This window comes from Dyadobacter jejuensis (genome assembly GCF_003149085.1).
Lineage (GTDB): Bacteria > Bacteroidota > Bacteroidia > Cytophagales > Spirosomataceae > Dyadobacter > Dyadobacter jejuensis.
Map to the genome: position 1 here is coordinate 1 of NZ_QGDT01000001.1, position 13,580 is coordinate 13,580.

A 13,580-nucleotide genomic window follows, 5' to 3' on the forward strand; every position below is an offset into this window, starting at 1 on the left:
AACTGACCAGGAATTGGAAAGCATTACATTTTATGGCATTCTCGGTGCTCTTTCTAAGGAAAATAGCCAAAGCAGAAAAAGTTTAAACAAGTTCAATGTGTAATTGTTATTTAGGGTAATATCACGGGCAAATCTAAGGGATTTTAACAAAATAAAAATATTCGTTTTTCTAGGGGGTAGGGCGGCATTGTGAATTGCTTTCAGGATTTTGATAGGGAGGAGTCGGTAGTAACGGTTCCTTCGACTCCGCTCCCTTCGACTCCGCTCAGGGGGCGGTTGATCCGTTTAATACAACCCAAAACATACGCTAAGTCGGTTTGACGAAAAAAGGATGCATCCTAGATTTACCTTTGAGGTAACCGCTACCAACAAGCCTTTTTTCAATTAATTGACCGAAGCTATGGTGGGGCATCCACTAGGGGATAGTCTTTTCTGGGTGGGCTTAGGTATCATTGCTAACTAGGATCAACCATTAATTTCTGATGACGCTAAGTATATTGGTATTTCTCTTACTACTTGCTGGGGGCTTCCCTTCTGAGGCCATTGCCCAGACTGTTTTGCCTGAGTCCAGGCATACGCCGCTGGTTATTGCCCACCGTGGCAACCACCGCAAACAACCCGAAAATACGGTGGCGTCTACCAAAGCGGCTATTCAGGCAGGGGCCGATTATGTAGAAATTGACCTGCGGACGACCATGGATGGCCATTTGGTGGCCATGCACGACGGCAGCGTTGACCGTACTACCAATGGCAAAGGCCTCGTAAAGCAGTTGAGCTGGAGTGAAGTACAGTCCTTGCGGGTTTTTAACGATAACAAAAGGCCCCATCGGGTTCCTGACTTCGAGGAATTGTTAACGGTATGCAAAGACAAAATCAATATTTATCTGGACTTTAAAGAAGCCGACGTCGCCGAGACTTGGAGGCAGATACGAGCCGCCGGGATGGAAAAACAGGTGGTGGTATACCTCAATAGTATCGAACAATACGATGAATGGCGCCTTATCACGCCTGATGTTCCGCTGATGACCAGCCTTCCCGATAGCATAGTGAATGAGGATCAGTTTAGAGACTTTTTAGCACATAGGTCTATCGTCGTTTTTGATAATATCCGAGATCCGAAACTTTTGGCCTTTGCCCACCAAAACGGCGTACAGGTATGGCTCGATGTCCAACAAGCGGAGGAGAGTCCGGATACCTGGCGCCCCATTCTGTCGCTGGGGGTAGACGGGATGCAAACGGACCACCCCGCCATGCTGGTTCGTTATTTAGAGGGGCGATAGGAGGGATAGAGCACCTGTCAATTAGAGGAAATACATTGATTAAGGGCAGCTGGAGTTAGTGATAATATAACTTCAGAGCTAAACTCCTCTTTGGCCCTGCCTGGTAAGTTCAAAGCCTGCATTTGCATTAAGTTCTGGAGACCCGCCAATAACATAGGCTAAGGAACCCGCATGATTTGCTGATAGACCGGGCAGTCGGGCTGGTGGGCTCCTGGTAGGTAGGCGGTACTCATCAGGAATTCATTGACGATCTCTCCACCGGTAAACTTAAAGGTCTTTTTAAAGAGCTTCATCCATTCGGGTTTGGTAAGGGGGTGGTGGGCGTCGAGCCAGCCTTTAAAGGAGCCGAACTCTTGCTTGAGCAACACAATTTTTTGTGCGTTGACTATGGCCGCGTTAATTTTTAGTCGGTTCCGTACGATGCCGGCATCTTGCATAAGCCTTAGCCGATCGTCTTCATCGTAAAGTGCAATTCGGTCTATATCAAAACCATCGTAGGCTTTCCTGAAATTATCCTGTTTGCGGAGCATAAGCGTCCAGCTCAGGCCTGCCTGGTTGATCTCCAACAGAAATCTCCCAAACAATTCGTTGTCGTCGGCGATAGGGAAACCATAATGGTGGTCGTGGTACTGCTTGTTAAGCAGGAAGTCGGGATGGTCGGTTGTATTTTGGGCAATGTATTCGCAGTAGCTCATGATCATGTCGGGTTAGGGGAGTACTCCCACCTGTACTTCGGTAAGGTGATGCGCGGGCTGTTCGAAGTTCATACGGAGGTATAGCTCCCTGTTCTCGCCGCTCATTTGCAGGCCTTGTTGCTGTAGGTAACCTATTAATTCGCCGTAGGTCTGGCCTAGCAGCTCCCAGGGGCCCTGGTGCCGTTGAGATACATAGCGGAATGCCGGAAGGACCTTTAGGGTGAAAGTCTCCGACTGCCAAGGGGAAGAGGTAGGGGCTATGGGCAAGGCTATGGTGAGCTGGAAGGGGGTGTCGGGTAGCCCGTCGGCCCCTTGGTAGATCCAGTAAATAGGTCCCAAGACTTCTAGCCCCGTATCTGCTGCTACTTTATAGAGCTCCCTGGCCTTGTGGCGCACAAAGGGGCCTAGGGTGCTGAGGCTGGTTTGGGTTTCAAAACATATCACGGAGAGTTCTGGGGATTGTTCGATTTTCATGGTTCATGAGGTTGAATAATGGACGATGCTACAAAAGAATAGCCCTAGGCTGACAGCCCTATGTCAGCAGGCGTGACCTTGCCTGGTTATTTCTTTCTGATTTGGCGTACTTTTTTTTGCAACCAGGGATAGCTGATATAGACCACCTTGGTAGCGGCAATTCCGATGCCAGCCCCTACCAACACGTCCGACAGCCAATGATGGTGGTTCATAATGCGCATAGCGCCTACTGCGGTAGCCGTGCCATAGCCTCCAAGGCTATAGAGCACGCTTTGCTGCCCGTACTCCTGATGGAGTATGGTGGCGTTGGCAAAGGCGGTGGTGGTATGCCCTGAGGGAAAAGACTGGTAGTCGGCACCGTTGGGGCGCTGCTCGGTTACCAACCGTTTGAGGCTTTGGGTCGCACCCTGAGCGATTACATTAGAAAGAATGGCCAATATCAGCTGGTCGCCCAACTTATGCCGACCTTTTACTCCTGAAGCGGCCAGGCCTAGGCTTACCATCCCAGGCGCCCAAGTGAGGTACTCGTCGGCTGTGGTATGGAAGTGCGGATACTGGCGGTATACCCCGTCATTGAGCCGACTGCTCACTTTTCCTTTGGTAAGGAGCCCTGCCAGCGTCAGAGTAGCTGGAGGAATTACGTCCATCGGTTTTACTACCCATAGCGTAGAATCGCCAGGCGCTTGGGCGAAGCTCAGTTGCGTAGCGAGCAGGCAGAGCACCAGCATCCGCCACAAGGCACAAGTCTGTTGGTATATGAGGGGCATAGCCATGAGCATTTATAAGATGGCTTCTCGAACCCGTACAAGCCTTTCTAGGAGGGCTTCCAGTTGGTCAAGCGGAAGCATGTTCGCTCCATCCGACTTGGCTTCGGCGGGGTTGGGATGTGTTTCTATAAAAAGTCCATCAGTGCCAACGGCAATGGCCGCCTTAGCGATGGTTTCGATGAGCTTGGGCTTGCCCCCCGTAACGCCCGATGCCTGGTTAGGCTGCTGCAACGAATGGGTACAGTCCATGATAACGGGGACATCGAAACTGCGCATTTCGGGGATGTTACGGAAATCGACGATCAGGTCGCCATAGCCGAAACTGTTGCCCCGGTCGGTGAGTAGCACTGGAGCGGCGGGATTGGTTTCTTGAATTTTTTCGACGGCGAAGCGCATGGATGCGCCAGATAAAAACTGCCCTTTCTTAACATTGACAGCCTTGCCCGTAGCGGCGGCGGCGGCCAGCAGCTCGGTTTGTCGGCACAAGAATGCGGGGATCTGAAGTACATCCACATATTCGGCGGCCATGGCGGCTTCATCAGACTCATGGATGTCGGTGACGGTGGGTATACCAAAAGTTTGACTTACCTCTTGAAGGATTTTTAAGGCCTTTTCGTCGCCTATCCCCGTGAAGGAATCGATTTTCGTACGGTTGGCTTTTCGGTAGGAGCCCTTAAAGATATAAGGGATTTGTAACCGGTCTGTTATAGTAACGATTTGCTCGGCGATGCGCAAAGCCATGTCGCGTCCTTCTATGGCGCAAGGACCGGCCATCAAGAGGAATTGCGGCGAATCCTGGTTTTTTAATTTGGGGATATTTAACATCAGCTTGTTTATTTCTTTTTAGGTAAAAGTTTTGCGAAGTTACGCTAATCCCGCATGTTACGAGCACTTTTAGTGGGTTTATTGGTACATTATGGTCCTTCGGGATGGTTTGGCTTTTTTATAATTTTCTTGATCTTGGGACAATAAAATTGCTTGAGCCAAAAAATTTTTGACAAAGTGAACTGAAATATCTTTCTTTGTTGCGATTTTAACCAAAATGTGTTTACAAAATGTCAGCAATTGCAGAAAGAGTTAAGCAAATTATCGTCGAGAAACTTGGCGTAGAAGAGTCGGAAGTAACTCAAGAAGCGAACTTCCAAAATGACTTGGGAGCAGACTCTCTAGATACCGTTGAATTGATCATGGAATTTGAGAAAGAATTTAATTTATCTATCCCTGACGATCAAGCCGAAAACATCGGTACAGTTGGTCAGGCCGTAGCATATTTGGAAGAAAACGTGAAGTAATTCCGTTTTAGCCAATATCATGTTTCTCTTCAGTCCCTTTTTATGAGTTTTAAGCGAGTTGTAATTACCGGAATGGGTGCTCTAACACCCATTGGCAATGATGTATCTACCTACTGGAAAAATTTAGTAGCGGGCGTTAGCGGTGCCGCACCTATTACTAGGTTCGATGCCGAAAAGTTTCGTACTAAGTTTGCCTGTGAAGTCAAGGGTTTAGACATTAACGATTACATTCCGCGTCAGGAAGCCCGTAAAATGGATCCTTTCACGCAGTATGCAGTAATTGCCTCTGATGAGGCCATGAAAGACGCCGGCTTTGGCGAGGGAACTATCGATCTCGACAAAGCCGGTGTAATCTGGGGTTCCGGAATCGGTGGGTTAAAAACCTTCGAAGATGAGGTGCTCAATTTTGCTGCCAACAACATGAGTCCTCGTTTCAACCCCTTCTTTATTCCGAAGATGATTGCCGACAGCGCCTCTGGTGTGGTGTCGATTCGTCATGGATTTAGAGGGCCTACTTTCATTACGGTTTCTGCCTGTGCTTCGGCTACCAATGCACTCATCGATGCCTACAACTACATTAGGTTGGGGATGATGAACGTGTGTATTTCGGGAGGCTCCGAGGCGGCTGTTACCTGTGCTGGAGTAGGAGGGTTTAACGCCCTGAAGGCGCTTTCGGAGCGCAACGACTCCCCCGAAACGGCCTCTCGCCCTTACGATAAGGATCGGGATGGATTCGTGCTCGGAGAAGGAGGAGCGGCGATTATCCTAGAGGAATATGAGCATGCCAAGGCCAGAGGTGCCAAAATATATGCCGAAATGGTAGGTGCGGGGATGTCCTCCGATGCTTATCATATCACAGCCCCTCATCCAGAAGGTCTTGGAGCCTACAACGTGATCAAAAATGTAGTGGAAAGTGCGGGAATTAACCCCGAGCAAATCGACTATATCAATACCCATGGTACTTCTACTCCCTTGGGCGACCCGCAGGAGCTCAAGGCTATCGAGCAATATTTTGGGGCTCATGCTCCCAAAATTAATATCAGCTCTACCAAGTCTATGACGGGGCATTTGTTGGGAGGAGCCGGTGCCATTGAAGCCGCCGCTTGTATCATGGCGATTCAAGATCAGATCGTCCCCCCGACCATCAATCATTTTACCGCCGATCCTAGCATTAATCCAGAGTTGAACTTAACGTTTAACAAGGCACAAAAACGCCAGGTTAACTATGCGTTGAGCAATACTTTTGGTTTTGGTGGACATAATGCTTCTGTTATTTTCAAAAAATTAGAAAGCTGATTTTTTTACTATCTTGGCCAAACGAATTCTTCAACCGATACTCTCACTTTTTAGCCCTGGAGGGGCGGAGGACAAGAAATTTAAAGAATCTATTGCCCATGTTATAGGTACCAGGCCCTCCAATCTCGGAGTGTATCAGCTGGCCTTTTTGCATACCTCTGCCTCTAGAGAAACTGCTATTCAGGGGTTTCGAGAGTCTAACGAACGTCTCGAATACCTTGGTGACGCCGTGTTAGGCATGGTGGTTGCCGAATTCCTCTTTACCAAATATCCTTATAAAGACGAGGGTTTCCTGACCGAAATCCGTAGCCGCATCGTCAACAGAGAGTCCCTTAACCAGATTTCTAGGAAGCTAGGCCTCGATAAGCTCATCGAATACGACGGCAACCATCGGGGAATGTCGCCCCGGTCGTCTATGTATGGCGACGCCCTGGAAGCCTTCCTCGGCGCTATCTACCTCGATAAGGGGTTTCGTTTTACCCGCACCTTCATCATCGGTAAGCTGCTGACCCATTATGACCTTGAAAATATTATCCAGAATAATATCAATTTCAAAAGCGTCATCATCGAATGGGCCCAGCGCGAAGGCAAGGATATCCGCTTCGAAATACTCGAAGAGCGTGGTACCCGCCATCACCGCGAATTTATTTCCCAAATCCTCGTCAATGAAGAGCCCTTCGCCCAAGGCAATGGCTTTACCAAGAAAAAGGCAGAACAATCGGCCTCCGAAAAAGCCTGCGCCCTATTGGAGTTGAAATAGGTTGTGGCTTGTTAGGTTTTAGGGGTTAAAGGGAAATGTTAATTGCGGTCCGCCCCGCGGTTAAAAGTGCGCTAGCTAACTGCCTCCAATGCTTGCTTATTGCCTAACGCCTAGAGCCTAAAACCTATCCCCTAAAGCCTACAGCCTAACGCCTTTGAGCTCAATTAAAAAGGGCCCTTCGACAGGGCCCTGTCAAGCTCTGCATGATCAGGGTGACATTTGTTATTATCTGTTAGTCAATGGTTTACGGAGCAAGTCGATGGTTGCCTAGTACCTTCGGCTGTTAAAAGTTAAATGCCTTCGCCCCCCGGTTAAAGGTTGAGTTGCTATGTAAATCTAGCGCTTGCCTATTGCCTAACTCCTATTGCCTAACGCCTACAACCTATTGATTATAGCGCATATGAGTAACCTCCAAAACCCCGGAGGGGTGGAATATTAATAGAAAATAGAATTCCTCAAGAAGGCAAAGCCCCAGCGGGGCGACATGATGTCTATGAGTTATCGGCTTTCGGCGGGAGGGTTTGTATGATCATTTGTGTCGGGATAAGGCAACCTGTTAAATTTTAAATGCGGTCCGCCCCGCGGTCAAAAAATGCGCTAGCTAACTGCCTCCAATGGTTGCCTATTGCCTAGCTCCTACCACCTAACGCCTACAGCCTAGAGCCTACGGCCTAACGCCTTTGAGCTCAATTAAAAAGGCCCTTCGACAAGGCCCTGTCAAGCTCTGCATGATCAGGGTTACATTTGTTATAATCTGTTAGTCAATGGTTTACGGAGCAACTCGATGGTTGCCTAGGGCCTACGGCTGTTAAAAGTTAAATGCGGTCCGCCGCACGGTTAAAGGTTGAGTTGCTATGTAAATCTAGCGCTTGCCTATTGCCTAACGCCTAGAGCCTACGGCCTAAAGCCTTTGGGCTCAATTAAAAAGGCCCTTCGACAAGGCCCTGTCAAGCTCTGCATGATCTGGGTTGCATTCGTTATTGTCTGTTAGTCAATGGTTTACGGAGCAAGTCGATGGTTGCCTAGAGCCTACGGCTGTTAAAAGTTAAATGCGGTCCGCCGCACGGTTAAAGGTTGAGTTGCTATGTAAATCTAGCGCTTGCCTATTGCCTAACGCCTACAGCCTAACGCCTACGGCCTAACGCCTACGGCCTAACGCCTACGGCCTAACGCCTACGGCCTAACGCCTACGGCCTAAAGCCTTTGAGCTCAATTAAAAAGGCCCTTCGACAAGGCCCTGTCAAGCTCTGAATGATCAGGGTGATATTCGTTATTATCTGTTAGTCAGTGGTTTATGGGGCAAGTAGATGGTTGCCTGGAGCCTTCGGCTGTTAAAAGTTAAATGCACTTTGTGCAGTTAAAGGTATGGTTCCTGAGTATATCTAGCGCTTGCTTATTGCCTAACGCCTAGAGCCTAAAACCTAAAACCTATCCCCTAAAGCCTACAGCCTAACGCCTAGAGCCTACAGCCAAACACCTATCCCCTAACGCCTGCATACTGCCAAAATGACAGCATTTCACTCAACTTCCTGACACAAAATGACAAAATGGCATTGTTTTTCTTGTTTTTAATTTGTGGTACAAAAGTTGAGATAAGGCAATTATCAGACTGAAAAAATCAAAATTTTAAATAAACTAAAACGACATAGAACGATGAGCACATTAGTAAAATCACATTTCGCAACACCTGGATATTTGAACAGTGTATTAGGAAAAGACTTTTTTAACGATTTCGGCAGTGCCACTTTAGGGAGTCATATTCCGGCCCTCAATGTTTTTGAAAGCAAGGAAGGTTTTCAGATTCAGGTAGTAGCACCTGGCTTAGAGAAAGCCGATTTCAAACTGAATTTGGAAAAGAATCGTTTGACGATTTCCGTTCAAAAAGAGAAAGAGGAACAAGAAGTAGAAGGGAAATATACCCGTAGAGAGTTCAAAGTGGGCTCTTTCCAAAGGTCCTTCAATTTGCCCGACAGCGTGGACGAAGATAAAGTGGCCGCTAGCTATGAGGCTGGTATATTGACGGTTAGTCTGCCCAAGAAAGAAGAGGCCAAAGAGAAGCCTGCTAGGGAAATTGAGATTCAGTAAATAGGATATTTGGGTAAAATATTTTTAAAATAGGGTGTTATTATTTAAAATAGCACCCTATTTTTGAGTGTAAGAACGTTAGTAGTATAGTGAGGGATTGGAATGCTTTTTTTAAGTTAAAATATGTTAAACAAATATATTTAGGGAATAAAAGAGGCGAACTTTGACGTTATTGATTTGTAATAATTAAACCCCAAGGATAAAGATATGAAAACAAATTGGAAGGCTCTGGTACTGGTTGGGTTTCTGTCGAGTGCCACTACATTAGCCGGATTTAAACTTTTAAATGATAACGAAACAGACGTAATATTTAAAGAGGCACAGGGAGAGTCCTTAACACATTTTACGTCCGCTGGGGCTCCGGCCGGGGCACCTGGTGATTTTGTATATGCTGCCGAGGCTACCACCCCAACGGTGGTACACATCAAGTCGACGATGACCCGACAGACCTCGAGGAGTCAGCAACAGATTCCAGATTTTTTCAGGGATTTCTTCGGCGACGACTTCGGTGGAGGCCGTCAGCAACCACAGCAGTCGGTAGGGACCGGTTCGGGGGTGATCATCAGTTCCGACGGATACATCGTTACCAACAACCACGTGATAGAAGGTGCGCAGGAAGTGGAAGTTACGCTTCATAATAAGGCCAAGTTCCATGCGAAGGTGATTGGCACGGACCCATCTACCGATATAGCGGTGATCAAGGTCGATAGCAAAGATCTGCCGGCCATCACGCTAGGGAATTCGGATGCTATTAAAGTAGGAGAGTGGGTGGTAGCCGTAGGTAACCCCTTCAATTTGGAGTCGACGGTGACTGCCGGGATCGTGAGTGCTAAGGGTCGGGGTTTAGGGATCATTGGCTCTGGACGCAGGTATCAGAACGCCACTCCTGCCTCGTTGAAAGATGATGATTCTCCTTTGGAGTCTTTTATCCAGACCGACGCCGTAGTAAATCCAGGTAACAGTGGGGGAGCACTCGTGAACCTGAAAGGGGAACTAGTGGGAATCAATACCGCTATTGCTAGTCCTACAGGTAGTTTTGCAGGTTACGCCTTCGCAGTTCCTTCTAGCATAGTAAAGAAGGTGTCGAGCGATATCATCAAATACGGTGCCGTACAGAGAGGGTATTTAGGAATTGCATTGGGCGATTTGGATAGCCAAAAAGCCGAAGAATATGGTGTTAAGGTTTCTGACGGGGTCTATGTACGGGAGTTTACCGAAAATAGTGCCGCCAAAGCGGGGGGTATCAATAAGGGCGACGTGATAGTGAAAGTCGATGGTCGTGAAATCCACTCCATTCCTCAGCTTCAACAATCTATAGGTCTGCATAAGCCTGGCGATAAAGTAACCCTCACCGTCAACAGAGATGGTAAAGAGAAGGATATTAACGTAACCCTTCGAAACAGAACCGGAGGCTCCGATATCATCAAGAGGGAGGAAGCAGCCGAGGTGATGACTACCTTGGGGGCCGACTTCTCAGATTTGAGCAAGCCCGAGAAGGATCGGTTGGCCCGTTACAAACATAAAGGAGGCGTCAAGATTGCCGCTGTTAACGGAGGCAAGCTGGCCCGTACGGGAGTGGCAGAAGGCTTTATTATTACGAAGGTGAACGGTAAGCCCGTCACTACCGTAAAAGAGCTAAAAAGCGAGCTTGCTGGCAAAGAAGATTCGATGGTGCAGTTCGAAGGTTTGTATTTGGATAGTCCTTACGACGTATTCTCCTTCGGATTTAGATTATAATATTTTTTGATTGAAGTTCGGGCCCGGAATCTACTGATTCCGGGCTTTTTTGTTGCCCAAAATCCGCGCTACTGGCACCATGTTCTCGAAAACAGATGCAGAAGATGGTTCGTTTTTAGTGGAAGATACTGGGCTCAAACAATAAAATAATAAGGAGGGGCATAGGAGTAAAGGACTGATTTATCGTCTTGTAGAATAGTAAAGTTCACTTTTTGATATTTTATTGTTTTGAAAATTTCCGTTTTAAAAGAGACCAAGCCCTTCGAGAGAAGGGTGGCTCTGACCCCATCCTTGGTGAAATCCTTGGTCAAATCGGGCTATTCCTGTACGGTGGAGGCCGGTGCCGGCGAACTATCGTATTTTTCTGATGCATCGTATCAGGAGGCAGGAGCTCAAATAGCTGGCAATGTCGCAGAGACGTTGGCTGCAGCGGATGTCGTTCTTAAGGTAAATGCTCCTACCCTGGAAGAAGTAGCGGCGATGCGGGAGGGGATCGTGCTGATCTCCTATCTGTATGCCTACACCATTCCGGAGGTGCTCGAGCAGCTGAACGAAAAGCGGATATCGGCCTTCTCTATGGATGCCGTTCCGCGTATTTCCAGAGCCCAAAAAATGGATGCCTTAAGTTCTCAGGCCAACTTAGCGGGGTATAAAGCCGTACTGTTGGGTGCCAATGCTTTGGGTAAGATTTTCCCTTTGATGATGACTGCCGCAGGTACTATCACCCCTTCTCGGGTGCTAGTTTTTGGTGCTGGGGTAGCTGGCCTACAGGCCATCGCTACGGCCAAGCGCTTAGGAGCGGTAGTGGAGGCTACAGACGTACGTGCCGAAACCAAAGAGCAAGTGGAGTCCTTGGGCGGGCGATTCCTGACCGTCGAAGGGGCCGAGGGCGTCAAGGTAGAAGGTGGCTATGCCAAAGAGGTATCGGCCGACTATCTACAAAAACAGCAGGAGCTGGTCAAACAGCGTATCAAAGAGGCCGATATAGCCATTACTACTGCCTTAGTAATAGGGAAAAAAGCCCCCGTACTGATCACCGAAGAAATGGTCCGGATGATGAAGCCAGGGTCGGTGATCGTGGACATGGCCGTAGAGTCGGGAGGAAATTGTGCCTTAAGTGTGTTTGGTGAAACGGTGGTAGCCCATGGCGTCACCATCATTGGCGAACCCAATCTGCCTTCTTTGTTGCCGATCAACGCCAGTGAGCTATATGCCAAAAATATCTCTACCTTATTATTACATCTCGCAACTGCGGAGGGTTTTAAATGGGAGTTAGAAGAAGAGGTAACCAAGGGAAGTCTGATCACCCATCAGGGAGCGTTGGTGCATGGTTTTACAAAGGAAATATTGGCAAAAGTGAAAGCTTGATAGGCTTATAACTGCTATGCTATTTACAAATATCTAATCTAATCAGCATTTAATATGTCCATTGAAAATTTTATTTTCTTATTGTATATACTGGTCTTAGCCAGTTACTGTGGCTTTGAGTTGATATCGAAAGTGCCCCCTACCTTACATACCCCCTTGATGTCGGGCTCCAATGCCATTTCTGGTATTACCATCGTAGGGGCTATTCTGTGTATCCAGGAAGGAGAATATAGTAAATACATGGGGATGGTCGCCCTGGTCTTCGCTACGATCAACGTCGTAGGTGGGTATGCCGTTACCGATCGTATGTTACAGATGTTCAAAAAGAAAAAGTGATTCGTTTTTCTCCTTCAAAATATTATTACCATTCATGAATATTTTTATACAACTGACCTATCTCGTTGCGACGATTCTGTTTATCGTCGGCATCAAAAAATTGAACCGTACCCAGGAGGCTCGGCAAGGGAATATGCTTTCGGCTTTTGCGATGCTGCTGGCCGTAGTAGCCACCCTCGTGAAGTCGGGGTTGGTGACCCCCATCGAAATTTTTGTCTGTATGCTCATCGGGGGGGCCATCGGGCTCATCTGGGCTAAAAAGGTAGAGATGACTCAAATGCCCGAAATGGTGGCCATTTTCAATGGTTTTGGGGGTATCGCTTCCTTATTTGTAGCCTTTTCGGACTATTGGACCCGGGCGGTAGAACAGCCCTCCTTAAGTACCGATGCCATTACCATCGTCAGCATATTATTGTCAGTACTCATTGGTGGGATCACCTTTAGTGGTTCTATGACGGCCTATGGCAAGCTTAGTGGGAAAATAAGCGGTAATGCCATTGTTTTCAAAGGCCAGCATCTTCTCAATCTCGTTTTGTTTGTAGTGGCTATCGTCTGTGGTATGCTGGTCGCCATCGAGACGGGCTCCGTAATGGCCATGGTCGTGATGGGCGTCGTGTCGCTGGTGTTGGGTATATTGGTGGTTATCCCGATTGGTGGGGCCGATATGCCGGTAGTGATCTCCCTGCTGAATTCTTATTCCGGTATGGCGGCTTGTACGACGGGCTTCGTACTGAATAACAGCGTGCTGATTGTAACGGGAGCCTTGGTAGGGGCGTCGGGGATTATCCTTACCCAGATCATGTGTAAGGCCATGAACCGCTCCCTGGTGAGTGTGCTATTGGGAGGCTTTGGAGCTAAGTCGGGATCGGGTGAAGGTGGACCTTCTGGCAGTGAGATGGTGATCAAAGAGGTAGGGGTAGAAGAAGCCGCTATGATATTTGACTCTTCTTCATCTGTGATCATCGTGCCTGGATATGGCATGGCTGTAGCTCAGGCGCAGCATGTGGTTCGCGAAATGATGGATCTGTTGCAGGCCAAGGGAGTGAATGTGCGTTTCGCTATTCACCCGGTGGCGGGTAGGATGCCCGGGCATATGAACGTACTGTTGGCGGAGTCCAATGTCCCTTATGATAAGCTGATAGAGATGGATCAGATCAACGACGACTTTGCCAATACCGACGTGGTACTGGTCGTAGGAGCCAACGATGTAGTGAATCCGGCAGCGAGGACTAACCCCGCCAGCCCCATTTACGAAATGCCTATTTTGAATGTCGATAAGGCCCGCACCGTCATCGTCAGCAAGCGATCGATGGCCGCAGGGTATGCAGGAATAGAAAATGAGCTATTTGGGTATCCCAACTGTTTGATGCTCTTTGGGGATGCGAAGTCTACCTTAACCAAAATGGTAGGAGAGCTCAAGGAGTTATAAATTCTGGACATTAAGTTTCGCGCCCGGCAGACTCACCCTGTAGTTTGCCGGGCTTTTTTAT

The 13,580-nt window shown here is 48.0% G+C and carries 13 protein-coding genes; 9 read left to right on the forward strand and 4 right to left on the reverse strand.

All coding sequences use genetic code 11. From position 1 onward, the window contains the following. Positions 1–482: 482 nt before the first annotated feature. Entirely contained in the window at positions 483–1,280 is a 798-nt protein-coding gene (locus CLV98_RS00005; RefSeq protein ID WP_109671743.1) for a glycerophosphodiester phosphodiesterase family protein, read from the forward strand. A gap of 158 nt (positions 1,281–1,438) precedes the next feature. On the opposite strand, the gene CLV98_RS00010 is transcribed toward CLV98_RS00005, so the two are convergent. The 4 genes from CLV98_RS00010 to kdsA form a co-directional block, all read right to left on the reverse strand. Then, positions 1,439–1,975, reverse strand: coding sequence for a DNA-3-methyladenine glycosylase I (locus CLV98_RS00010; RefSeq protein ID WP_109672995.1), 537 nt, complete (start codon positions 1,973–1,975; stop codon positions 1,439–1,441). 12 nt (positions 1,976–1,987) lie between these two features. After that, complete coding sequence (locus tag CLV98_RS00015; RefSeq protein WP_109671745.1) at positions 1,988–2,449, reverse strand: GyrI-like domain-containing protein; 462 nt, start codon at positions 2,447–2,449, stop codon at positions 1,988–1,990. 86 nt (positions 2,450–2,535) lie between these two features. Next, a complete protein-coding gene (locus CLV98_RS00020; RefSeq protein ID WP_229203133.1) occupies positions 2,536–3,216 on the reverse strand; it encodes a phosphatase PAP2 family protein in 681 nt (226 codons plus the stop codon). A gap of 12 nt (positions 3,217–3,228) precedes the next feature. Further along, complete coding sequence (gene kdsA / locus CLV98_RS00025; protein WP_109671747.1) at positions 3,229–4,041, reverse strand: 3-deoxy-8-phosphooctulonate synthase; 813 nt, start codon at positions 4,039–4,041, stop codon at positions 3,229–3,231. A gap of 230 nt (positions 4,042–4,271) precedes the next feature. Here kdsA and CLV98_RS00030 point away from each other — a divergent pair, with 230 nt between their 5' ends. From CLV98_RS00030 to CLV98_RS00065, 8 genes are all read left to right on the forward strand, one after another. After that, a complete protein-coding gene (locus tag CLV98_RS00030; RefSeq protein ID WP_025762571.1) occupies positions 4,272–4,508 on the forward strand; it encodes an acyl carrier protein in 237 nt (78 codons plus the stop codon). A gap of 42 nt (positions 4,509–4,550) precedes the next feature. Further along, positions 4,551–5,804, forward strand: coding sequence for a beta-ketoacyl-ACP synthase II (gene fabF, locus CLV98_RS00035; RefSeq protein ID WP_109671749.1), 1,254 nt, complete (start codon positions 4,551–4,553; stop codon positions 5,802–5,804). A 13-nt stretch (positions 5,805–5,817) separates the two neighbouring features. Further along, positions 5,818–6,564 carry a ribonuclease III gene (gene rnc, locus CLV98_RS00040; protein WP_109671750.1) on the forward strand — a complete coding sequence of 249 codons (747 nt, stop codon included), beginning with the start codon at positions 5,818–5,820 and terminating at the stop codon, positions 6,562–6,564. Between the two features lie 1,653 nt (positions 6,565–8,217). Beyond that, positions 8,218–8,649: an Hsp20/alpha crystallin family protein gene (locus tag CLV98_RS00045; protein ID WP_109671752.1), complete on the forward strand. Its 432-nt coding sequence runs from the start codon at positions 8,218–8,220 to the stop codon at positions 8,647–8,649. Positions 8,650–8,856: 207 nt separating this feature from the next. Further along, a complete protein-coding gene (locus CLV98_RS00050) occupies positions 8,857–10,386 on the forward strand; it encodes a Do family serine endopeptidase (RefSeq protein WP_109671754.1) in 1,530 nt (509 codons plus the stop codon). 228 nt (positions 10,387–10,614) lie between these two features. Further along, on the forward strand, positions 10,615–11,754 hold the full coding sequence (locus CLV98_RS00055; protein ID WP_109671756.1) for a Re/Si-specific NAD(P)(+) transhydrogenase subunit alpha: 1,140 nt from the start codon (positions 10,615–10,617) through the stop codon (positions 11,752–11,754). A 54-nt stretch (positions 11,755–11,808) separates the two neighbouring features. Then, entirely contained in the window at positions 11,809–12,090 is a 282-nt protein-coding gene (locus CLV98_RS00060) for an NAD(P) transhydrogenase subunit alpha part 2 (RefSeq protein ID WP_109671757.1), read from the forward strand. A gap of 34 nt (positions 12,091–12,124) precedes the next feature. Continuing rightward, complete coding sequence (locus tag CLV98_RS00065; RefSeq protein ID WP_109671759.1) at positions 12,125–13,519, forward strand: NAD(P)(+) transhydrogenase (Re/Si-specific) subunit beta; 1,395 nt, start codon at positions 12,125–12,127, stop codon at positions 13,517–13,519. The last annotated feature ends 61 nt before the right edge of the window (positions 13,520–13,580 follow it).